A 22,121-nucleotide genomic window follows, 5' to 3' on the forward strand; every position below is an offset into this window, starting at 1 on the left:
CGACATCAAAGGCGCCCGGCGGACTGAGCGATCAGCCCACCGGGCGCTTCACTTGCAGGCTTCCGGCGCTGGCAAGCGCCCCTTTATTTCGGCCCGTCAGGCGCTTCGTTTCCAGACGGACGGTGCGGGCAAGCGCCCGTCTTTCAGGGGCGCGGGGAACTGCGCGACCAGCCCCCACCGGGCCCGCACCCGGCACACAACCACCGGATGGCATGCTGAACCCACGGACCAAGCAAACGAAGGGCAGGTGAACCATGGCCCACCCGCCGGCAGGCCTCCGCGCGGACGCCCGCCGCAACTACGAGCGCCTCCTCACAGAAGCCCGCGCCGCCTTCGCCGCACACGGCACAGACACCTCCCTCGAAGACGTCGCCCGCCGCGCAGGCGTAGGCATCGGCACCCTCTACCGCCACTTCCCCAACCGCCACGCCCTGATGAGCGCGGTCTTCGAGGACGCGGTGAACGACCTGCTCGCCCGCTCCCGCGAGCTGCTCACCGACCCGGAGCCATGCGCCGCCCTGGTCACCTGGCTGCGCGAGATCGTCACGCACGCCAGTGAGTACCGCGGCCTGGCACGGGCGCTCATGTCGGTGTCGTACGACGCCGACTCGGCGCTTGCCAGGTGCAGCAACCCGATGCGGGCGGCGGGCGCGGCCCTGCTCACCCGCGCCCAACAGGCCGGCACCCTGCGCACCGACGTCTCCATCGGCGACCTGCTCCAGCTCACCAACGCCATCGCGCTGGCGGCCGAGGAGACCCCGGACGACCCGGGCCTCGCCGACCGCCTCCTGACCCTGACACTGCGGGGCCTGAAGGCCGTACCGCAATAAGCCGGTGTACTGCCGGCAACCCGGATACCGGACATACGACAGCAACCCGGTGACCCAGTAACCCAGTGACCCGGTAAGACGACGGATCAGCGGCGGCGAAGATCCGCCACCCGGGCCCGCTCCCGTTCCCGTTCGCGCTCACCCGGGCCGCCGGGCTGCTCGCCCAGCATCGTGCCGCGCAGCGGATGGCCCGCCGCGCCGCCGGGCAGCTGGCCCCGGCGTGGGTTGGGAAGCGGCACGTCCCGGCGCTGCTGGCGCGCCGGGACCTGATCGCCGCCGCCCGGTCCGGTCGCCTGGGAGCTGTTCCCCGAGCCGGACGATCCGGCGACGGCGATCTGGACTCCCTGGTCGGCCAGGGCCTGGAGTTCCGTACCCGCGCGGTCGTCGTGGACGGGCGGTTCGTCCGTGACGAGGCGGGTGATCACGTCCGTGGGCACGGTCTGGAACATGGTGTCCGTACCGAGCTTGGTGTGATCGGCGAGCACGACGACCTCGGCGGCGGCCTGCACCAGCGCGCGGTCGACGGACGCCGACAGCATGTTGGAGGTCGACAGTCCGCGTTCGGCGGTGAGCCCGCTTCCGGAGAGGAAGGCCTTGGACACCCGCAGCCCGTGCAGGGACTGCTCGGCGCCACTGCCGACCAGGGCGTAGTTGGAACCGCGCAGAGTGCCGCCGGTCATCACGACCTCCACCCGGTTTGCGTGGGCCAGCGCCTGAGCCACCAACAGGGAGTTGGTGACGACGGTCAGCCCGGGGACCCGCGCGAGCCGGCGTGCCAGCTCCTGCGTGGTGGTCCCCGCCCCGACCACGATGGCCTCGCCCTCTTCGACGAAGCTCGCGGCGAGGTCGGCGATGGCCGTCTTCTCGGCGGTCGCGAGATGGGATTTCTGCGGAAAGCCGGACTCCCGCGTGAAGCCGCCCGGCAATACCGCACCGCCGTGCCGGCGGTCGAGGAGTCCTTCTGCCTCCAGTGCGCGCACGTCCCGCCGTACGGTCACTTCGGAGGTCTGGACGACGCGGGCAAGCTCACGGAGCGACACGGCCCCATTCGCTCGCACCATTTCGAGGATCAATTGACGACGTTCTGCAGCGAACACGAAACTGACAGTAACCCCAACGACCGTCTGCTTTCAGCAGTTTGCGCCGAATAACAGAAGTTGTTCGCATGGGGGTACGGGAAGTGGTATACGCGCCTATCCGCTCCGCCTATGCCGTACGAATGGGCCGCAACTCCCCGTGACCAGCGGGAAGTTCCGCTCCCCACCGGCTCCGGACGCTCAGGCCTCGCCCGTCGCCTTGCGCGTGTGGAGCTGCCGGGCGACCTCTGCGATCGATCCGGAAAGGGACGGATAGACCGTGAACGCGTTCGCGATCTGCTCGACCGTCAGATTGTTGTCGACCGCGATCGAGATCGGGTGGATGAGTTCGGAGGCACGCGGCGACACGACACACCCGCCGACGACAATCCCCGTACCCGGCCGGCACATGAGCTTGACGAAGCCGTCGCGGATGCCCTGCATCTTCGCGCGCGGATTGCGCAGCAGCGGGAGCTTGACGACCACGGCGTCGATCTTGCCGGCGTCGACGTCGGCCTGGGTGTAGCCGACGGTGGCGATCTCGGGGTCGGTGAAGACGTTGGAGGAGACGGTCTTCAGGTTGAGCGGGGCCACCGCGTCGCCGAGGAAGTGGTACATGGCGATGCGGCCCTGCATGGCGGCGACGGACGCGAGGGCGAAGACGCCGGTCACGTCACCGGCGGCGTACACGCCCGGGGCGGTCGTCCTGGACACCTTGTCGGTCCAGATGTGCCCCGAGTCGCGCAGCTTGACCCCGGCCTCCTCAAGGCCCATGCCGGCACTGTTGGGAATGGCGCCGACGGCCATCAGACAGTGCGAGCCGGTGATGACACGCCCGTCGGAGAGGGTGACCTCGACGCGGTCGCCGACGCGCTTGGCGGACTCGGCGCGGGAGCGGGCCATGACGTTCATGCCACGGCGCCGGAAGACCTCTTCGAGGACGGCGGCGGCGTCCGGGTCCTCACCCGGCAGCACGCGGTCGCGCGACGACACGAGGGTGACCTTGGACCCGAGCGCCTGATAGGCACCGGCGAACTCGGCACCGGTGACACCGGACCCGACCACGATCAGCTCTTCGGGCAGCTCGGTGAGGTCGTAGACCTGGGTCCAGTTGAGGATGCGCTCGCCGTCGGGCTGCGCGTCGGCCAGCTCGCGCGGGTGTCCGCCGGTTGCGATCAGCACGGCGTCGGCGACGAGGGTCTCCTCGGTGCCGTCCGCCGCCCGTACGACGACCTTCCGGGAGCCGTCGATGGCCTGCATGCCGTCGAGCCGGGCACGGCCGCGCAGGACACGGGCGCCGGCCCGGGTGACGGAGGCGGTGATGTCGTGCGACTGGGCGAGGGCGAGCCGCTTGACCCGTCGGTTGACCTTGTCGAGGTCGACGCCCACGACACGGGCGGCCTGCTGCTCGGGCGGGGTGTCGTCGGCGACGATGATCCCCAGTTCCTCGTACGACGAGTCGAAGGTGGTCATCACCTCGGCCGTGGCGATCAGGGTCTTCGACGGTACGCAGTCGGTGAGCACCGACGCCCCGCCCAGACCGTCGCAGTCGACGACGGTCACCTCCGCGCCGAGCTGTGCTGCCACCAGCGCAGCTTCGTACCCGCCGGGTCCGCCACCAATGATCACGATCCGAGTCACATGCTCCATTGTCCCGCATGCCCCGAGGTGTCTGCGCCCCGGGTCACGTGTGGGCGTACGCGACCGGTGCGGGCGCACGGTTGTACGGGTGCGGGAGGGTCCTGTGCTGTCGGAGTGACGGCCGTGTCCGCTGCCGTACTCTCGACCCATGTCGCTCTACGCCGCCTACGCCGGCAATCTCGACGCGCGGCTCATGACGCGCCGCGCACCGCACTCGCCGCTGCGCGCCACCGGCTGGCTGACCGGCTGGCGGCTGACGTTCGGCGGCGAGCACATGGGCTGGGAGGGCGCCCTCCCGACGATCGTGGAGGCCCCGCGCTCGCAGGTCTTCGTCGCCCTGTACGACATCGCCCCGCCCGACGAGGAGTCGCTGGACCGCTGGGAGGGCGTGGGCCTCGACATCTACCGCCGGATGCGGCTGCGCGTCCACACGCTGGAGGGCGAGGAGCCGGCGTGGGTGTACGTCCTCAACGGGTACGAGGGCGGGCTGCCGTCGGCCCGGAACCTGGGCGAGATCGCCGACGCGGCGGAGTCGGCGGGGGCTCCGCACGACTATGTGATGGAACTGAGAAAACGTCCCTGTTGAGCAGGTAGAGCGGGCAGGTCCAGCGGGCGGGTGCCCCCGTCCTTGGTTGGAAACGACAAGACAACGATCGCCATCCCGTGACCTCTGTCATCTACGCGCGTAGGCTCCGACCGGATACGCTCTTGAGCGTGAACGCATCTCTTCTTCCGGACGACATCCAGGGCGACCCCCACTCCGCCGCCGACGCCGCCGCCGCCCGCCTGCGGGAGCTCACGGGCGCCGAGACCCACGACGTCGCCCTCGTGATGGGCTCCGGCTGGGCCCCGGCCGTGGACGCCCTGGGCACCCCCGAGGCCGACCTCCCGGTCACCGAGCTGCCCGGATTCCCGCCGCCGGCGGTCGAGGGCCACGGCGGCAGGATCCGCTCGTACCGGATCGGCGACAAGCGCGCGCTGGTGTTCCTGGGGCGCACGCACTACTACGAGGGCCGGGGCGTCGCGTCCGTGGCGCACGGTGTCCGTACCGCCGTGGCCGCCGGGTGCAAGACCATCGTCCTGACCAACGGCTGTGGCGGCCTGCGCGCCGACATGCGTCCCGGGCAGCCGGTCCTGATCAGCGACCACATCAACCTCACGGCGACGTCGCCGATCATCGGCGCGAACTTCGTGGACCTGACGGATCTGTACTCGCCTCGGCTGCGGGCCCTGTGCAAGGAGATCGACCCGAGCCTGGAGGAGGGCGTGTACGCCCAGTTCACCGGGCCGCACTACGAGACTCCTGCCGAGATCCGGATGGCGCGGGTCATCGGGGCGGACCTGGTGGGCATGTCGACGGTTCTGGAGGCGATCGCGGCGCGGGAAGCCGGGGCCGAGATCCTGGGCATCTCGCTGGTGACGAACCTGGCGGCGGGGATGACGGGGGAACCGTTGAACCACGAGGAGGTCCTCCAGGCGGGCCGCGACAGCGCAACCCGCATGGGCTCCTTGCTGGCCCAGGTCCTGGACCGCCTGTAGGCCCTTTTTTCCTCGCCCCCGCCGCCCCTACCCGTTCCCATCCCTGGGGGCTGCGCCCCAGACCCCCCTTGTCCTCGGCTGACTACCCAGCCCCTCCGGCGTTTGAGGAGCGGGGGTTCGGGGGCGGAGCCCCCGATGGGGGTCCCCCCTCTGGGGGAGGGACGGGTAGGGGCGGCGGGGGCGAGAAACAATGGACCCGCACCCGACCACGCACCCGCACCACCACCACACCGAGAGGCACCGACGTGCACGACGACGAGCTGATCGCACGGGCCAAGGCGTGGCTGGCCGAGGACCCCGACGCGGAAACCCGCGACGAACTCGCCAAGCTCATCGACGCCCAGGACCTCCCCGAACTCACCGCCCGCTTCACCGGCACCCTCCAGTTCGGCACCGCAGGCCTGCGAGGCGAACTCGGCGCAGGCCCCATGCGCATGAACCGCTCCGTCGTCATCCGCGCCGCAGCCGGCCTCGCCGCATACCTCAAGTCCACGGGCCGGACCGACGGCCTCGTCGTCATCGGCTACGACGCCCGCCACAAGTCCGCCGACTTCGCCCAGGACACCGCCGCCGTGATGACCGGCGCGGGACTCAGGGCGGCCGTCCTCCCCCGCCCCCTCCCCACCCCCGTACTGGCGTTCGCCATAAGGCATCTCGGCGCCGTCGCGGGCGTGGAGGTCACCGCAAGCCACAACCCGCCCCGCGACAACGGCTACAAGGTGTACCTGGGCGACGGTTCGCAGATCGTCCCGCCCACCGATGCCGAGATCGCCGCCGAGATCGACGCCGTACGGACGCTGAACGACGTACCGCGCCCGGAGAGCGGCTGGGAAACCCTCGACGACACCGTCCTGAACGCCTACCTGGCCCGTACGGACGCCGTCCTCGCCCCCGGCTCCCCCCGTACCGCCCGCACGGTCTACACGCCGATGCACGGCGTCGGCCGGGACACCCTCCTCGCCGCCTTCGCCCGCGCGGGCTTCCCGGCCCCCACCCTGGTCGCCGAACAGGCCGGCCCCGACCCGGACTTCCCGACCGTCGCCTTCCCCAACCCGGAAGAGCCCGGCGCGATGGACCTCGCCTTCGCCAAGGCCCGCGAGACCAGTCCGGATCTGATCATCGCGAACGACCCTGACGCGGACCGCTGCGCGGCAGCCGTACCGACGGCCGACCGCTGGCGCATGCTGCGCGGCGACGAGGTGGGCGCCCTCCTCGCCACCCATCTGGTCCGGCGCGGCGCGCAGGGAACCTTCGCCGAGTCGATCGTCTCCTCCTCCCTCCTCGGCCGGATCGCCGAGAAGGCGAACCTCCCCTACGAGGAGACCCTCACCGGCTTCAAGTGGATCGCCCGCGTCGAGGGCCTGCGCTACGGCTACGAGGAAGCCCTCGGCTACTGCGTGGACCCGGACGGCGTACGGGACAAGGACGGGATCACGGCCGCGCTCCTGATCACGGAACTCGCCTCCGAGCTGAAGGAGGAGGGCCGTACGCTCCTCGATCTGCTCGACGACATCGCCGTCGAGCACGGGCTGCACTCCACGGACCAGTTGTCGGTGCGCGTCGAGGATCTGTCCGTCATCGCCGACGCCATGCGCCGGCTGCGCGAGCGGCCCCCGACCCGGCTCGCGGGGCTGGCGATCACCAAGGCCGAGGACCTCACCAAGGGCACGGAGACGCTCCCGCCCACGGACGGCCTGCGCTACACGCTCGACGGTGCCCGGGTCATCGTCCGCCCCAGCGGTACGGAGCCGAAGCTGAAGTGCTACCTGGAGGTCGTCATCCCCGTGCCCGCGCACACGGACCTCCCGGCGGCCCGGGCGAAGGCGGCCGACCTGCTGGAGACGATCAAGCGGGACCTGTCCGCGGCGGCGGGTATCTGAGCCGTAGCCGTACTCGCCCCCGATGAGGTGCCCGTACGGGTCGGGCGCGGCGCTTCACTGGCGCATGAGGTAGCTGAAGCCCGTGTCCGGCCCGACGCACGACTGGAGGGTGAGGTCGCCCCAGTACAGGCCGGCGGCCGGGGCGCCACGGCCGGGGGTGAGGTAGTTCGCGTACACCTTGTACGTCCAGGTGCCGCGCGGGGAGCTGACGGTGACGCGGGTGCCCACGGGCAGGGTCGCGAAGCGGTCGAAGCCGCAGTAGTCGTGGCCGACCAGGACGGCCGTACTCATCTTGTAGCCGTCCTCGGTGCCGAGCGTCGGGCCGCTCCACTGCACGGCGTCCCGGCACGCGTCGACCTCCTCCTGGCCACCGCGCACGATGTCCTCGGTCCAGGTGCCGATCCGGATCGTCGTCCCGGTGGGGCGGGTGCCGCCGCTCACCGCCGTGTTCCGCCGGGTGGTCGGGGTGGGGGTCGGCGCCGAAGTGGCCTTCGTACGAGCGGGCTTGGGGCTTCGGGAGAGATCGAGGCCGCCGCGTGTCCGGCGGGTGGGTGACGCGGGCGTGCTGCTCGGGTCGGGCGCCTTGCGGGTGGTCGTGGGGGTCGGCCTGGTGGGAACTTCGGGCGGGGCGACGGGTGTTGACGCCCGTTCCTCGCGTGGGACGCCCGGTGAGGGAGCTGGCGAGCGGGGGCCGTCCGCCAGCGGTCCAACAGGCCCTTGACCGGCGCCCGTTGTGCACGCCGTGAGCAGGGCGCCCGCCGCGCACAGCCCTGCGGCGGTCCGCGCGGCGCGCGCCAGGAGTGGTCCCGTCATCCGAAACGCCCGTTCACGTAGTCCGAAGTCCGTTCGTCCTGCGGGGAGTTGAACATCGCGTCGGTGTCGCCGTGTTCGACGATGACGCCCGGTGTGCCCTGGGAGGCCAGGAAGAACGCGCAGGTGTCGGAGACCCGGGCGGCCTGCTGCATGTTGTGGGTGACGATGACGATGGTCACCTCCGACTTCAGTTCGGCGATGGTCTCCTCGATGCGCCGGGTCGAGGTCGGGTCGAGTGCCGAGCACGGTTCGTCCATGAGGAGCACCCGGGGGCGTACCGCCAACGACCGCGCGATGCACAGGCGTTGCTGCTGGCCGCCGGAGAGCGCGCCGCCGGGCTGGCGCAGCCGGTCCTTGACCTCCTTCCACAGGCCCGCCTTGGTCAGGCACTCCTCGACCAGGTCGTCCCTGCCGTCCCGGGAGACCTTGATGGCGTTGAGCTTGAGCCCGGCGAGGACGTTGTCGTAGATGGACATGGCCGGGAAGGGGTTCGGCTTCTGGAAGACCATGCCGACCTGGCGGCGGGCCTGGGTGATGCGGCGGCCCCGGTCGTAGATGTCCTCGCCGTCGAGGAGGACGCGTCCGCCGAGCGACGCCGAGGCGATCAGCTCGTGCATCCGGTTGAGGATGCGCAGGAACGTCGACTTGCCGCAGCCGGACGGGCCGATGAGCGCGGTGACCTCGCGCGCGGGCATGGTGAGGGAGACCCGGTCGAGGACCTTGTGGTCGCCGAACCAGGCGGAGACGGAGTCGGCGCGCAGGGTCGCGGGGCCCTGGCCGGAGAGCTGTCCGGCCGTGATCCGGGGCTGCAGGACGGTGTCGGTGAGGTCGGGGTTCGCGTCCTCGGGAGAGGAGTCCGCGGCGTTCTCGGTTGTGTCGGTGGTGTTGGTGGACATGATGGTGATCTCAACTCCGGTACGAGGAAGGCCAGTACGAGGGAGGACGGCACAAGGGCGGGTGGTTCACAGCAGGTTGGGCAGGAGGGCGGTGATCGCCCGGGAGTCCGCGAGCCCGAGCGCCAGCAGGAGGGGGCCCGCGCAGATCCAGGTCTGCCAGCGCCCCCACACCCGGTACGCGAACACCGCGAGCAGCGCGGCGAGCAGCAGCCCTTGGGTCCAGAGAAAGACCGCGAGCCAGGCGTTGTCGTCGCCGCCCAGTGCCTGTTCGGAGGCGGCGATCCAGCCCGGACGCAGCTCACGCGGCGGGCTGGGCTGCACGGGTGTGATCAGTCTGGCGTCGACGCGGAGCACTCCGCTGGGGGTGTACGGGGCTCCGGTCGCGGTGAGGAGGGTGAGCCGTCCTTGTCCGTCGGCGAGCGGGTCGGGGAGTTCGTCGCCTGCCCGGCGGATGCCGGTGACCTCGTAGACGGCCTTGCCCTGGCCGGTCGTCAGCTCGACGCGGGTGCCGACGGGCAGGTTGTGGAGGTGGTTGAAGGGGCTGCCGTACGCCCATTGCCGGCCCATGAGGACGGTGGTTCCCGCCTGGCCGGGCAGCGGGGTGTCCCGGCGGTGACCTGGTCCCGACATCAGCACCTCGGACGTCGTGCCCTCGGCCACGACCTCCTTGATGTCGAGCGCGGGGATCCTCAGCAGGGCCACGGGCGCGCCCGGCTCCAGGAGCTTGCCCTCGTAGTCGAGCTGGCCCACGGGGGCGATGCCCAGGGCGAGTTGGCGGCGGAGTTCGTCGTAGGCGGTCTGCTGGTCGCGGGCGTGCTGGAGGTGACCGACGATCGTGAGGTTCGCGGCGAAGCCGAGGAGTACGGCGGCCAGGACGCAGAGGGCCGCTCCGGCGAGGGCGAGGCCGGGGCGGGCGGGGAGTCGGGGGGTGGGCTTTCCCGGTTCTTCGGCGGGTGGGCCGGGCGGGGGTGCCCACGGGGCGGCCGGGGGTGGGGCGAGCGTGGTCACTTCGGTGTGCTCCTCGTAGGGGGGCGGTTGGTACGCCGACGGGGTGTTTCCTTCGCCCCCGCCGCCCCTACCCGTCCCATCCTCGGGGGCTCCGCCCCCGAACCCCCGCTCCTCAAACGCCGGAGGGGCTGAGTAGTTCAGCCCGTCCGGCGTTTGAGGACGAGGCCGTTCAGGCCGACAGCTGGGGTCTGGGGGCGCAGCCCCCAGGGATGGGACGGGTAGGGGCGGCGGGGGCGAAACACGCAGGCCCGCAGCCAAGCCGCTCGGTCGGTCAGTGGTGTTGTGGGGTGTCCGTGCCGAAGGTCAGCAGGCCCTTGCGGCGCATGTGGAGTACGAGGGCCGAGCCGGCGCAGAGCAGGGCGACGGCGGTCAGGCCGATCGCGCCGACCTGGGCGCCGGTGGAGGCCATCGAGCCGGTGCCGGTGCCGCCGCCCGTACCACCCGTGTCGCCACCGCTGGTGCCACCCGTGTCCGTGCCGCCGCTGTCCGTACCGCCGTCGGTGGTGCCGTCCGAGGCCGAGTCGGACGGGGAGGGCTCGGGGCTCTCCCCGGCGACATCCCCGGTGGTGAACGCGAACTCCACGCTCTTCCCGTCGGTCTTGTCCTCGGCCAGGGTCAGTACGTGGTCGCCGTCCTCGATCTTCTTCGGGACGGTGAACTCGTAGCCCTCGACGGTCCCTTCGGTGTTCGCCTTGGCGTTCTCGAAGGTCTCCTCGCTGTCGGCGAGGGTGACCTTGACCGCGGCGTCCTCGGTGTAGCCGCGGGCGGTGATCTTCACGGTCTGGCCGGCGGCGAGGTTGGGGTTGGCGTCGAGGACTGTGCCGTCCTCGTCGGTGACCTCCAGGTCGGCAGGGGTGGTGGGGTCGGGGGAGGGTTCCGCGTCGGCGCTGACGAAGGTGAAGGTCGCCCGGTTGTTGGCGGAGCCGCCCTCTTCGAGGAGCAGTTGGGTGTCACCGGCGAGGGTGCGGTCGGGGACCGTGTACGCGTAGTCGACGACCGCCCCGTCGGCGTCGGCGGTCGCGTCCGCGAACGTCGCCCCGGTGCCCGGGGACTGCACCACCTTGACCGTGGACCCCGGGGTGAAGCCCTTGACCGTGATCTTCACGGTCTGTCCGACGGTGAGGGTCGGCTTGTCGCCGAGGGTCTTGCCGTCGGCGTCCTTGGCGGTGAGGAGGTAGCCGATGCTCACGGGGTCGGTTCCCTGGCCGTCGCTGTAGGCCTCGGGGTCGCTGGACTTGAAGACGGCCGTGTACGTGTGCGGGCCGCCGACCGCCGGTGCCTTGATGGTGGTCTCGGCGGTGCCGCCCGTCACGTTCGCCGTGCCGAGCGAGGTCTCGCCCTCCTTGAACTCCATGGTGCCGGGCGCCTCGGCGGGCGTCACGGTGGCGCTCAGCTTGAGGTCGCCGCCCACGGACACGCCGTCGGCCGCGCTCAGGGCGACGGAGGTGGTCTTCTGCTGGAGGAGGGTCCAGGTGGTGCCGACGATCCGGATCTTGGCGAGGAAGCGGGCCGACGTGGTGAGCCCGCTGCGGCAGGCCAGGCCCAGCGTGTACGTGCCGTCGAGCGACTCCGTCTTCACGAAGGCCCGTAGCGCCGTCTCCAGGCTCTTCACGGGGGCCGCGGCCTTGAGGCTCGACGTGAAGGGAGCCGTGCCGGTCGGGATCGTGGCCGTGGCGTCGGCGATCTTCAGGCCCTGGGCGAGGTTGGCCGGGTTGAGCGCCCACAGGAGGGGCTGGTTCGCGGTCTGGCCGGCTGCGGGGTCCGGGCAGCCGGCGCTCGACGTCGCGGACGTGGCCATGAGATCGGCCGAGATCGAGCCCGTGTCCGGGCTGAGGGTGAACGTGCCGATGGTCTCGGCGGCGGCGCTGGCCCGGCCCGCGAAGGCGACCATCCCGGCCAGGGCGGCGCACAGCAGCGCGCAGCAGGTCAACAGTGCTACCGGTGATCTGAGTTGTGCCAGTCGGTGGTTCATGTGATGGTCCCCCCACGGGGTTTCGGGTGCACTTCTGTTCTTCTCGGTACGGGCGGATACGCCGCCGGGCCGGGCACCCGATGGGTGCCCGGCCGTTGTGCGGGGTTGGTGCGTGGCGATCAGTTCTCGCCCGTGAGGGCGGTGCTGCCGCAGTTGGTGACGGTGCCGAAGCCGTAGAGCTCGATCGTGAAGGTGTCCGCGCAGACCTTGGAGCCGGCGCCGACGAAGGTGTCGGCGATGCCGGCCTCGCCCAGCCGGTCGGTCTCGACGACGTTGTAGACGGTGCGGCTGTACTCGCCGCCGTCGATCGTGCCCAGGACGGTGTCACCGTGCACGTCCTCGACCAGACCGCCGGTCTGGCTGACGTACTTCGCCACGGAGTACGGGGCGATGTGCGCGGTGGAGGTGAGCGCCCGGCCGTCGTGCTCCTGCATCGTGCCGACGCAGGTGCCGAGGGTGGGGTTGCCGATCTGGGCCAGGAAGAAGCTGCGGGTGCCCGAGCCGCTCTGCGGCAGCAGCGGGGTCACGGGGGAGCCGTTCAGGGTGGTCTGGGTGCACTCGTAGATGGCCTTGAGCTGGGCCGTGCTGACGTCCAGGCCGTCGGTGTCGTTCAGCGGGCTGTCCGCACGGACCGCCATCGTCAGCTTGTCCGAGGCGAACGGGATCCAGGTCAGGTCGTCGCCGGCCGTCACGACACCACGGGACGAGCGGGCGAAGTCCAGACAGCCCGCGCTGGTGTCGATGTCGTTGTTCAGCGCGGTGACGCCCTGTGAGGAGCCGTTCGGACGGGCGATCGTGCAGCCGTTCGCACGGGTCTTGATGTTCCCCGCGGGGGTCGCGTCGTACGACGCGATCAGGGTGCCGCCGTCGACGGAGTCGCCAAGGCCGTTGAGAACGTCCTGCGTCGTGTCGGAGCCGACGCCGGCGAGAACACGGTAGTCGCCGGCGGCCGGGTCGGCGGAGGCCACGGGGGCCATGACACTGAGGCCGAGAGCGGCGGCACCGACAACGGCACCGGCGAATGCGAGAGACTTGACGTTCACTTCTGATCTCCTCCGTGGAAACGGATTGCGAGCAAAGGACGGTCGAGCAAATGACGGTCGGGCAAGAAACGGTCGAGCAGAATCCGGATTCTTTTCCGCGGCCGACCCGTCGGCCGACAGGTAAGAAAATTCCATGAATTCGCACCGGCGGCCACCAATTCCAGCCGCTCGTCAGATGACGAATCGGTTTCCTACGTGACACCAAGGGAATTCACGGGGCCGTCGCCCCCGCCGTCCCCCGCCGGACGGAGAGCCGCAGCATGACCGGGCCGGCGAGAGCTGCCACTCCGCCCGCGATCAGCACTCCGAGGAGCACCCAGCGGATCAGCCCGAGCATGTCCGACGGGGTGAATCCGCCGGACTGCGCCACGTTCTGTTTCGCCGGATCCGTCTGGGCGACGGAGGGCCGGGAGGTGTCCGACGCGTCCGGGTCCGGGGCGGCGGCGCCCGCCGTCCCCGCCGAGTCGCCGCCGGTCGTGCCGCCGGTGTCCGTACCGCCGTCGAGGCCGCCGGCTCCCCCGCCGCTGCCGGTACCGCCGCTTCCGCCCGACTCGCCTTCAGGGTCGGTCGTACCGGCGCCCGGCGACTCCGCGGACGCGACGACGCCCTTCTCCAGGCGGTCGGCGGCCTGCTGGGCCTGTGTACGCATGGCGGCGGGCAACGGGGCGTATCCGTACGGCAGTTGGCCGCTCGCGGTGCCCTGGGTCTGGCCGTCGCCGGCCGCGTACCTGATCACCTTGGCGTAGTCCTGCCGGGCGTCCTTCGCCTGGCCCAGTGAGGCCGCCGCGTACACCACGGCGGCCAGCGGATAGGCGCCGTCCGTCATCCTGGCGGGGTCGGCCGCCTTGACGCCGGCCACCTCGGAGTCGGGCATCTCGGCGACCGCCTTGAGCAGGGAGTCGTTGGTCGGCTTGACGTACTCCCCGTCCGCGTTCGGCAGGGCGGCGGCGTTCAGCTGGTACCGCACGGCGGACGCGTTGTCCACGATGCCCATCTGGCGCTGGGTCACCGGGGTCGCGCGTTCGACGGTCGCCCACTTCGTGATGCTCTGGTTGACGGTGCACTCGTAGGCGGTGCCGATGTCACCCCGGCGGATCTTCACCGCCGCCTCGTGCATGTCCGTCGCGTACGGGACCACCTCCTGTCCGGTACGGGCCATGGTGAGGCCGGCGGCCCCGCCGCTGCACTCGACGGTCGTGGGGGTGAGGTCCGCCTTGGGGAAGTAGTCCAGGGAGTCCGTGATCACCCCGTCCTTGAGGTATTCCGGGTTGACCTTCATTCCCCAGGGGTCCTTTTCCCCGTTGATGAACTCCCGCGCCGCCGGGTCCGCCAGAATGTATTCCCACATCATGCGGGCCGAGTCGGTGTTCTCCGAGGTGATGACGAGGCCGATCGGAGAATTGAAGTCGTTCCCGTCGAAAGCGGGATTGAGTTTCAGGAATTCCGGGTCCCCGCCGATGTATCTCGGATTTCCGGTGAGGTAGTCGGGAACGGCGTCCTGTGAGGAGACCATGGTGCTCGCGTAGGACTGGGTGAGCGCCTTGGCCAGGAGTCTCTGGTTGAGTCTGACCTCCTTGAACGGCGCGTAGTTGAAGGTCCCCTTCTCGTACATCCAGACGAACCCGATCGTCAGACCGCTGACCGCGACCGGTGCGTGCACCACCGGTGCCGTCCCCTCCGGCGCCTGGACGGGATCCAGCGTCATGGCGAGTCCCGCCGAGGAGTCGCTCGGTGCCAGCACGACGTTCCGGGCGAGTTCCTCACCGGACTGGGTGTAGGTGAACCGGTGGGTGCCGGTCCTGCACAGCTCGCCCTGCCATGCCGTGGTCGCGTCGGTGGCCAGCTCGGAGCCCATGATCACGCGCTCCGGCTTGTCCGGGTCGCAGGTGTTCGTGACGGGCTCGAAGTCGAGGCGGAAGACGATCCGCTGGTTCCAGTTCGACCGGCTGAGCGCCGAGGTGAGGGTCGGCCTGCTGACGTCCGAGACCCCGTCCGGCTCGTGCTCGCCCCGGGGCACCACGACCAGCCAGCAGGGCTGGACCGCGCCGGACGCCGTGGTGCGCGCCCCGCAGCCCAGGTACTCCGACTCCAGCGAGGACTTCATCTCGAAGACCGCCTCGCCCTCGCCCTTGCCGTCATTGGGCAGCCACGAGAGGGAGTTGGTGTCCCCGGCGCTGAAGTAGGTGGTGTCGAGCCTCGACGTGGTCGACGGCCCGGACACCGGCCGGAAGGGAACGAAGGTGTTCCCGCGCGGGTCCGTCGTGAAGTCGTCCGTCTCCTGGGGGTCGGTCGTGGGCGAGACGTCCCGGCTGGTCCCCGGCGGGATCCTGGCCTCGTTGCCGAACTCGCACTGTCTGCGGTCCGGCCCCTTGTCCGGGTCGTCGCCCCAGCACTGCATGATCTGCAGGAAGTTGAACTTGCCCAGCACCGGCGCGGGCTTCCCGCCCGTCCACGACACCTTGACGCCCTGCCAGCGCAGGCCCTTCGTCTGGTGCACGGTGACCTTGAGGTCCGAGAAGTCGTCGTACCTGCCCGCCGCCCCGCTCTTGGTCACCGCCGAGCTCTCGGCGGTGGCCGCCCGCGCCTGGTCCGCGCCCTCGGGCAGCGGCAGCAGGGCGAGGACGAGGGCGGCCAGCAGGGCTCCCATGCCCAGCGTGAGCCGTCGGCGGCGGCCGGGGGACACGGGTGGCCCCACCGTGGGTATTCGTGTCGTCGGCCGGCTCATCAGTACTCCCCCTTGCGGCGGGTGCGTGCCGCGAGGGCCCGCGCGGTGAGCGGCGGTCCGACGACCACCGCGACGAGCAGGACGGCCGACAGCGCCATCAGCGCGCCGCGCAGCCCGAAGGAGTCGCCGGAGGCGAGGCTGACGGGGTTGGCGACGATCGAGGTGTCGCCGCCGGTGCCCGTACCGTCGGCGCTGACCAGCTCGCCGGTGTCGGGGTCGACCGTGCCGCCGGAGGTGCCCCCGGCCGCGGCGCCGGTCGCGGCATCGGGCGTACCGTCACCGTCGGTGTCCGTACCGCCGGTCGTGCCGCCACTGGCGCTCGTACCGCTGCCGCCCGTGCCGCCCGTGCCGGAGCCGCCGGTCGACGACGTACCGCCGCTGCCGCTGCCGCTGCCGCCGCTGGTGGCGCCCGGCTTCACCGGGGTCTCCTGGTTCGCGGCGCCGGCGGTGCCGGTGGAGCACTGCGTGGGGCCCTTCTTGTCGCAGGCCTTGGGGAAGGGGGCGTTCTTGACCAGGGTGTTGACGCCGCCCGAGAAGGTGGGGTTGCGGCACTTGGTGATGTCGATCGAGGCCGTCGGCGCGCCCGGCACCTTGCGGATCTGCTGGAAGCCCGCCTCGACGAGGTTCTTCGGCAGCGGCGAGTAGCCCAGCTGCTCGGCCTGCTGCTGGCCGTCGCACAGGAAGTAACGGCTGAACGTGCCAAGGGAGTTGCCCTTGGCCGCGGTGAAGCCGGCCTCCTCCTTCGTGGGCATGATCATGTAGCTGTAGCTGGACAGCGGGTAGGTGCGGGAGTCCTGGTTGGCGTAGACCTTGTCGAGGATCTGGGTCAGGTAGTTGACGGACTGCTTGTTCTGGTTGATCTCGGCCTTGGTCAGGGCCACCGCCACACTCGCGGCGGTCGGCTCGACGTAGTAGTTGTCCTTGTTGAGCACCTTCGCCACGGGGAAGCCGGTGTTCTTGGCGTAGGAGTACTCGACGTACGTGATGGCGCCTTCGCCGGACGGCTGGCGCACATGGCCGGAGACGCCGAGCGAGCCGGACTTGGAGACCATGGCGGAGCCGCTGAGCAGCGGGTAGTTGGAGGTCATCCCGCAGTTGCCGCTGCCCCGGCCGGTACGGCCGCAGAAGTCGCTCCAGATGGAGCCGTACTGCTTGGACATCCAGGTGGTGAACTGCGCGCTGGTGCCGGAGCCGTCGGAGCGGACGACCGGGACGATCTGGCGGGCCGGCAGGGTCAAGCCGGGGTTGTCCGCGCGGATCGCGGAGTCGTTCCACCGGGTGATCTTCCCGGTGAAGATCTTCGCGACGACCGGGCCGGACAGCCGCAGGTTGGTGACCATCTTGCCGTTGATCTTGAGGTTGTACATGAACGCCGTACCGCCGGCCACGATCGGCATGTAGACGTAGTCGCGCGTCGGCGGCTGGTCCGTGATGCCCTGTTCCTTCAGGCCGTACGGGATCTCGGAGACCGCGAAGTCGACGGTGTTGTTCTTGAACTGCTCACGGCCCTGCGAGGAGCCGTTGGCGGTGAAGTTGACCGTCATGCCGTAATTGGCCTTGACGTTGCGGACCCACTGCTGGACGGCGTTGGAGCTCCAGGTCGACCCCGCGCCGGTGATCTTCGCGTAGGTGGCCGCTGCGGCCGGTGGTGTCTGTACGGCGAACAGCGCGCACAGCAGTGACAGCACGGTGGCCGCCAGACGGAAACGAGCGGCGGGTTTCACGACGAACTCCCCGGTTGCGTACGGAAGGTGGCGGGCGGAGTGGGTGGGGCGGCCGGTGCCGTGGCCGGCGTCGCTCGCTCGGCCCGCTCGGACCGCTCGGCCCGCTCGGCGAAGCGACGCGCGTCACGTCGCGAGGCGACCACGCGGCGGTGTTCCTGGCGGCGGGTCAACTGCCCTGGTCCGCGGCCCCCGATGACGCGCGCGGCCACGAACAGCACGAGCACCAGCGCCATGAGCAGCGACGCCGTACCGAACCCGCGGGCGATCATGGTGGGTTCGGGCGACTTGACGTACTCGAAGGTCGCGAACGAGAGGGCCAGCATCGGATCGTGGAACGGATCGAGGTTCAGCTCCTGGGTCATGCCCGAGGTCAGCATCACCGGGGAGGTCTCGCCGATGCCGCGCGCGGTGCCGAGGATCACCGAAGTGGTCAGTCCGGAGCGGCAGGTGGGCAGGACGACGTGCCACACCGTGCGCCAGCGGGACGTACCCATGGCGTAGCTCGCCTCGCGCAGGGTGCCTGGCACCAGGCGGATGACGACGTCGGCGGCGCGGATGATGATCGGCAGCATCATCACCGAGAGGGCGAGCCCCGCGGCGAAGCCGCCCAGATCCACGCCGAGGCTCAGGATCACGGTCGCGTAGATGAACAGGCCCGCGACGATCGACGGCAACGCTGTCATCGCCTCGACGATGGTGCGGACGAAGCGCGAGAAGGGGCCCGGCACCTCGGTGAGGAACACCGCGCAGACCAGGCCGACCGGCACGGTGATCGCCAGCGCGATGGTGATCATGATGAGGGTGCCGACCGCCGCGTGCAGGGCACCGCCGATGGTGAGCGGCTCCAGCGGGCCCGCCAGCGTCATGTCCTCGGTGAAGAAGTTCAGGTGCACCAGGGCCGTGCGGCCCTGGACGAGCGCGTACACGACGACGATCACGAGGATCGCCACCATCAGGAACCCCATCGACCGCACCATGGCCGCCGCGATCCGGTCCACCACGGCCGGGCCGTCCTCGTCGAGGGAGACGAGCAGCGCGTACACCAGCAGGAAGAGGCCGTACGCCATCACGACGAACCCGACCGGACCGTTGAACGGCAGCAGCCACACGAACAGCAGCCAGGTCAGCGAGAGCGCGGCGGAAGCGGCCCCGATCACGGCGTACACATCGGTGTCACGCAACGAGGTGAGGGCACGACGCCGCTCACCGCCCGGATCGGCGGCACGCGACGAACCGGGCAGCACCGTACGCGAACGCCTCGACACCTGCCGCGCCCCGGGCGCTTCAGGAGCAACGGTCATGATGGAACTCATTCCTGAAGGGAGCTGGGAAGAGGGGGGCACGCGACCGCGCCCCAAAGGGGCGCGGGGAACTGCGCGACCAGCCACGACGGCGGCGCGGACGACAGACAGCGGACGGACGGCACATCGGCGCACCCCAGCGAAACCTCACGCGTCACTCGTCGCACCCGAACGCGACCGAGCAACGATCGACGACGCGGCGAAGTTGACGACGAGGGTCATCATGAACAGCGCAAACCCCGCCGCCATCAGCGCGGACATACCGAACTCGCTCGCCTCGCCATAGCGCAGCGCGATCAGCGAGGAGACGGAACTGGTGCCGGCCTGCAGGACATGCCACTGGATGTCGAAGGTCTGCGAAATGATCATGAGGACCGCGATGGTCTCGCCCAGCGCACGGCCCAGCCCCAGCATCGTGCCGCCGATCATGCCGCCCTTGCCGAACGGCAGGACAACGCTGCGGATCATGCCCCAGCGGGTCGCGCCCAGCGCGTACGCCCCCTCGCGCTCACCGGCCGGTGCCTGCGAGAAGACCTCGCGCATGATCGAGCAGACGATCGGCGCGATCATCATCCCGACCACGAGCCCGGCGATGAACGTCGAGGAGGTGTACACGCTGGCGGACGCCAACGGGTCGTTCGGGTCGGCGCCCTGGACGTCGAAGACCGGGATCCAGCCGAAGTAGGCGGAGATCCAGCGGGAGACGGGCAGGACCTTGTCCTGGAGGAAGAACACCCCCCACAGGCCGTAGACCACGGACGGGACCGCGGCCATCAGGTCGACGACGCTGATCAGTGTCTGTCTGAGCCGGGGCGGAGCGTATTCGGAGATGTACAGGGCGGCACCCGTGGCGAGCGGTACGGCCACACAGACGGCGACGGAAGCGATCAGGACGGTCCCGACCAGCACCGCCGCGATCCCGAACCGCCCGCTGTCCGGCGCCCATTGGGCGGTCGTCAGGAACGACCAGCCGGCCCTGTCCAGCGCCAGCCACGCCCGGTACAGCAGGAAGCCGCCCACGAGCAGCATGACGGTGAGCACGAGCCCGCCGCCGGAGCGCAGGACGGCACGGAAGACACGGTCGGGCAGCCCGGGGTCGGCGTACAGCCGTCTGGGCACGTCGTCGGCCGAGCCCGCCGCGGCGAGCGCGGGCTGCGGCTGTCTGGTTCTTCTCGGCAAGGGCACGATTCAGACGTTCCGAGCCCCCGATTGACATGCGCATCCTGAAGGGTTAACGAGAGGTGCCCTGGGGGCAACTTCCGCCGCACCGCCCCCGGTAGCACCGCTTCCGTTCGCGCTTACGTCAGGATTCGCCCCACAACTCAGGTCCCACGGTGCTCAGTTCGGGCAGCATCCCGCGGAAGCGCTCATAGGAGGAACGACAGGTCGCGTGCCGCTCGTACGTCCGTGCGGAGGCGGCGAGATGACGCCCCTGCCCGTCCCACAGCACCCACACCCAGCCGCCGCCCCCGGCGCTGTGCTGGATTCCGCCCGAGGTGTCCGCGTGATAGGCGCACAGCCTGACGAAGGCGGCGCGACAGCGCGCGTGTGTGTCCTGGAAGGTCACCGACACGGCGACCGCCCGCCCGTTGGGCGCGACTAACCGCCAGCCGAACCGGCCCTCCCCGTTGATGTCGATCTGACATCTCATACCCGACGCGACGGCGGCGGTTCGCCCCGCTCTCCCTGCCGCGCCCGCTCTGCCCGACCGCTCCATGTCCCCACCCCCGCCGCCCGTAGATGAGAGAAAACCGCAGGTACGGCGATGTGGGGCGGCGACAGCAAATCTACTGAGCGGTCAGAGGCAGTTGACAGAGGAAACTGTCGGCCCATGACACGGTTCACCTCGAAGTGGTCCCTAGGAAACCCCTAGGACAGCCACAGGGAAAGTGCTCGCTGCGGCTACCAGGACAACGTTGCCACAGCAGCCGTAGTCGCCATTTGAGACGGAATTTACGGGAGAAGCACCCTGCCGCGACGCCGCCCGGTCAGCTCCACGCCACCAGCGCCACCACCCACGCGCCCGCGAGCACGGCGGCCACCGGCCAGACGGCCCGCCCCCGCTCGGCCACGCCGCTCTCCCCCGACGGCCGCAGCTCGGGGTCGAGGCGCATGGCGGTGAGTTCGGCGGCCAGCGCGTCGTACGGATGGGTCAGCCCCCAGCGCCGCTGGAGCCGGTCCCAGCGGGGTGCGGAGACCGCCCAGCCGCCGCCCCGCCAGTCGATCTTCAGCTCCAGGGACCGCCGCCGTACGAACCGGAGGTCGTCCCAGGGCACATGGCGGGGCCCGCGCAGCCCGGCGACCCAGAGACCGGACCGGTCGGCGGTGATACGCCAGGCAAGCTTCTGGGGGATGCGCACGGCCCCGTACAGCCCGAGCAGCGGGATGAGCGCCAGCTTCCACGACGAGAGCCCGGAGTCACCGAACCAGGCCCAGCTCAGCCACAGCCCCCACCACACGAAAAACGCGGCGGCCAACCAGTCCAGCCACCCCGCCCGCCAGTGCCGCACCTTGCTGACGGCCGCCTGCCGCTCGGCCAACTCCCGCCCCTGAAGCTCCAGTTGGAGACTGCCGGCGGCCTGTTCACGCTGCCGGGCGGCACGTCGGCGACCCGCGTCCGGCGACAGCGGCCGTACGGGCCCCTCCGACCACTCCGTCAGCGGAGGCTGCTCGGGATCCTCGTCGGCGCTGACGACGAGAACCTCGGCGCCGTCGAAGGGAGCACCGTAGAGAACGGCTTCCCGGACGGGCCCGAAGGTGTCGTCGTCAAGCCCGAGAAGCACACGCTGAAGGGAGTCGCCCTCGTCCTGTACCTCATCCTCATCCTCATCCTCGTCGCTGTCCTCATCGTCCTCGTCGCCCTCGTCGTCCTCGTCGAAGGAGGCGAGGTCGACGGTGAACAGGGGTCGCTCGGCGGCGGGATCGTCGGCGGCGTACACCTCCGTACCGCCCTGCGCGTCATCCCGGACGAGCACGCGGAGCACCGGGACCGGAGCCCCGCGCAGGGCGCCCGCCCGCTGCCGGCCGAGCCAGGCCGAGGCCAGCGCGGTCACGCCGAGGCCGGCCAGGAAGACGGTGACGACCCAGGCGCCCTGCTGGTCCTGGGTCGAGCCCCAGAGACCGGCGGTGCCTCCGGTGAGCGCGCCGAGCGCGAGCACGACGAACCCCAGGGCGAACAGCACCCGCCCACGGCGTACGGGAGCCCCGGCGCCCGGCACGAGCACGGCGACGCCCCCGGCGGCGTCCACGGCCCGCTCCAACTGCTCGCTCCGGGCTCGCAGCCGGACGGCCACGACGGCCCAGGAGCCCAGTACGACCAGCACGCCGAAGGCGGTCAGCGCCCAGGACTTCGAGGAGGCCTCGACGGCGAGGGCGAGCAGCAGCAGGGGCGCGCCGGCCCACACCAGCTCGGGCCGGGCGAGCACCCACAGCACGTACACGGCGAACCCGGCCGCGACGAACGGCCACAGGCCGCCGGCCATCGCCACCAGGGCGCCCACGCACAGCACGAGGGTGGCGAGGCCGGCCGCGACCGAGCGGCGCACCCGCAGAAAGGTCCAGCGCGGGGGCAGGGCGGCGGACCAGCGGGCCGCGCGGACGGTGGTCCAGTCCTGGCAGCCGTCGGGTATGGCGGTGAGGGGCAGCCGCAGCGGCTCGTCGGGGAAGGTCACGC

General features: G+C 70.7%; 17 protein-coding genes. 4 read left to right on the top strand and 13 right to left on the bottom strand.

Going from position 1 to position 22,121, the window contains the following annotated elements; translation table 11 throughout:
* The first annotated feature begins 254 nt into the window (after nt 1-254).
* A complete protein-coding gene (locus LUX31_RS14885; RefSeq protein WP_235475276.1) occupies nt 255-830 on the top strand; it encodes a TetR/AcrR family transcriptional regulator in 576 nt (191 codons plus the stop codon).
* Nucleotides 831-916: 86 nt separating this feature from the next.
* On the opposite strand, the gene LUX31_RS14890 is transcribed toward LUX31_RS14885, so the two are convergent.
* Both LUX31_RS14890 and LUX31_RS14895 read right to left on the bottom strand, forming a co-directional pair.
* Nucleotides 917-1,927, bottom strand: a complete 1,011-nt coding sequence (locus LUX31_RS14890) for a DeoR/GlpR family DNA-binding transcription regulator (protein WP_268828154.1) — start codon at nt 1,925-1,927, stop codon at nt 917-919.
* A 180-nt stretch (nt 1,928-2,107) separates the two neighbouring features.
* Nucleotides 2,108-3,556, bottom strand: a complete 1,449-nt coding sequence (locus LUX31_RS14895) for an NAD(P)H-quinone dehydrogenase (RefSeq protein ID WP_235475277.1) — start codon at nt 3,554-3,556, stop codon at nt 2,108-2,110.
* Nucleotides 3,557-3,695: 139 nt separating this feature from the next.
* Here LUX31_RS14895 and LUX31_RS14900 point away from each other — a divergent pair, with 139 nt between their 5' ends.
* The 3 genes from LUX31_RS14900 to LUX31_RS14910 all read left to right on the top strand — a co-directional run bounded on the left by LUX31_RS14900 (nt 3,696) and on the right by LUX31_RS14910 (nt 6,966).
* On the top strand, nt 3,696-4,133 hold the full coding sequence (locus LUX31_RS14900) for a gamma-glutamylcyclotransferase (protein ID WP_235475278.1): 438 nt from the start codon (nt 3,696-3,698) through the stop codon (nt 4,131-4,133).
* A gap of 128 nt (nt 4,134-4,261) precedes the next feature.
* Nucleotides 4,262-5,086 (top strand): purine-nucleoside phosphorylase, encoded by an 825-nt coding sequence (locus LUX31_RS14905; RefSeq protein WP_235475279.1) that lies wholly within the window; start codon nt 4,262-4,264, stop codon nt 5,084-5,086.
* Nucleotides 5,087-5,331: 245 nt separating this feature from the next.
* Complete coding sequence (locus tag LUX31_RS14910) at nt 5,332-6,966, top strand: phospho-sugar mutase (RefSeq protein WP_235475280.1); 1,635 nt, start codon at nt 5,332-5,334, stop codon at nt 6,964-6,966.
* 54 nt (nt 6,967-7,020) lie between these two features.
* On the opposite strand, the gene LUX31_RS14915 is transcribed toward LUX31_RS14910, so the two are convergent.
* The 11 genes from LUX31_RS14915 to LUX31_RS14965 all read right to left on the bottom strand — a co-directional run bounded on the left by LUX31_RS14915 (nt 7,021) and on the right by LUX31_RS14965 (nt 22,119).
* Complete coding sequence (locus LUX31_RS14915; protein ID WP_235475281.1) at nt 7,021-7,779, bottom strand: hypothetical protein; 759 nt, start codon at nt 7,777-7,779, stop codon at nt 7,021-7,023.
* On the bottom strand, nt 7,776-8,675 hold the full coding sequence (pstB, locus tag LUX31_RS14920) for a phosphate ABC transporter ATP-binding protein PstB (RefSeq protein WP_235475282.1): 900 nt from the start codon (nt 8,673-8,675) through the stop codon (nt 7,776-7,778). The genes LUX31_RS14915 and pstB overlap by 4 nt, the downstream gene beginning before the upstream one ends.
* 66 nt (nt 8,676-8,741) lie before the next feature.
* Nucleotides 8,742-9,683 (bottom strand): sortase, encoded by a 942-nt coding sequence (locus LUX31_RS14925; protein ID WP_235479922.1) that lies wholly within the window; start codon nt 9,681-9,683, stop codon nt 8,742-8,744.
* Between the two features lie 271 nt (nt 9,684-9,954).
* Nucleotides 9,955-11,655, bottom strand: a complete 1,701-nt coding sequence (locus LUX31_RS14930) for a hypothetical protein (RefSeq protein ID WP_235475283.1) — start codon at nt 11,653-11,655, stop codon at nt 9,955-9,957.
* A 119-nt stretch (nt 11,656-11,774) separates the two neighbouring features.
* On the bottom strand, nt 11,775-12,698 hold the full coding sequence (locus tag LUX31_RS14935) for a substrate-binding domain-containing protein (RefSeq protein ID WP_235475284.1): 924 nt from the start codon (nt 12,696-12,698) through the stop codon (nt 11,775-11,777).
* A gap of 211 nt (nt 12,699-12,909) precedes the next feature.
* Entirely contained in the window at nt 12,910-15,423 is a 2,514-nt protein-coding gene (locus tag LUX31_RS14940; protein ID WP_235475285.1) for a hypothetical protein, read from the bottom strand.
* Nucleotides 15,423-17,147, bottom strand: a complete 1,725-nt coding sequence (gene pstS / locus LUX31_RS14945) for a phosphate ABC transporter substrate-binding protein PstS (protein WP_235475286.1) — start codon at nt 17,145-17,147, stop codon at nt 15,423-15,425. Before pstS ends, LUX31_RS14940 begins: the two co-directional genes overlap by 1 nt.
* The gene (pstA, locus tag LUX31_RS14950) at nt 17,144-18,448 is read right to left on the bottom strand and encodes a phosphate ABC transporter permease PstA (RefSeq protein ID WP_235475287.1); all 1,305 of its coding nucleotides are present in this window, start codon (nt 18,446-18,448) and stop codon (nt 17,144-17,146) included. Before pstA ends, pstS begins: the two co-directional genes overlap by 4 nt.
* Before the next feature lie 147 nt (nt 18,449-18,595).
* Complete coding sequence (pstC, locus tag LUX31_RS14955; RefSeq protein WP_235475288.1) at nt 18,596-19,633, bottom strand: phosphate ABC transporter permease subunit PstC; 1,038 nt, start codon at nt 19,631-19,633, stop codon at nt 18,596-18,598.
* Nucleotides 19,634-19,751: 118 nt separating this feature from the next.
* Nucleotides 19,752-20,099 (bottom strand): hypothetical protein, encoded by a 348-nt coding sequence (locus tag LUX31_RS14960; RefSeq protein WP_235475289.1) that lies wholly within the window; start codon nt 20,097-20,099, stop codon nt 19,752-19,754.
* Between the two features lie 337 nt (nt 20,100-20,436).
* Complete coding sequence (locus LUX31_RS14965; RefSeq protein WP_235475290.1) at nt 20,437-22,119, bottom strand: hypothetical protein; 1,683 nt, start codon at nt 22,117-22,119, stop codon at nt 20,437-20,439.
* Between the last annotated feature and the right edge of the window lie 2 nt (nt 22,120-22,121).

It is taken from the genome of Streptomyces sp. GQFP (assembly GCF_021545335.1).
Taxonomy (GTDB): domain Bacteria; phylum Actinomycetota; class Actinomycetes; order Streptomycetales; family Streptomycetaceae; genus Streptomyces.

Excerpts from the sequence above, each read along its gene's own strand:
- LUX31_RS14885 (WP_235475276.1), top strand. The coding sequence starts at position 255 with ATGGCCCACCCGCCGGCAGGCCTCCGCGCGGACGCCCGCCGCAACTAC.
- LUX31_RS14895 (WP_235475277.1), bottom strand. The coding sequence starts at position 3,556 with ATGGAGCATGTGACTCGGATCGTGATCATTGGTGGCGGACCCGGCGGG.
- LUX31_RS14900 (WP_235475278.1), top strand. The coding sequence starts at position 3,696 with ATGTCGCTCTACGCCGCCTACGCCGGCAATCTCGACGCGCGGCTCATG.
- LUX31_RS14915 (WP_235475281.1), bottom strand. The coding sequence starts at position 7,779 with ATGACGGGACCACTCCTGGCGCGCGCCGCGCGGACCGCCGCAGGGCTG.
- pstB (WP_235475282.1), bottom strand. The coding sequence starts at position 8,675 with ATGTCCACCAACACCACCGACACAACCGAGAACGCCGCGGACTCCTCT.
- LUX31_RS14930 (WP_235475283.1), bottom strand. The coding sequence starts at position 11,655 with ATGAACCACCGACTGGCACAACTCAGATCACCGGTAGCACTGTTGACC.
- LUX31_RS14940 (WP_235475285.1), bottom strand. The coding sequence starts at position 15,423 with ATGAGCCGGCCGACGACACGAATACCCACGGTGGGGCCACCCGTGTCC.
- pstA (WP_235475287.1), bottom strand. The coding sequence starts at position 18,448 with ATGACCGTTGCTCCTGAAGCGCCCGGGGCGCGGCAGGTGTCGAGGCGT.
- LUX31_RS14960 (WP_235475289.1), bottom strand. The coding sequence starts at position 20,099 with ATGAGATGTCAGATCGACATCAACGGGGAGGGCCGGTTCGGCTGGCGG.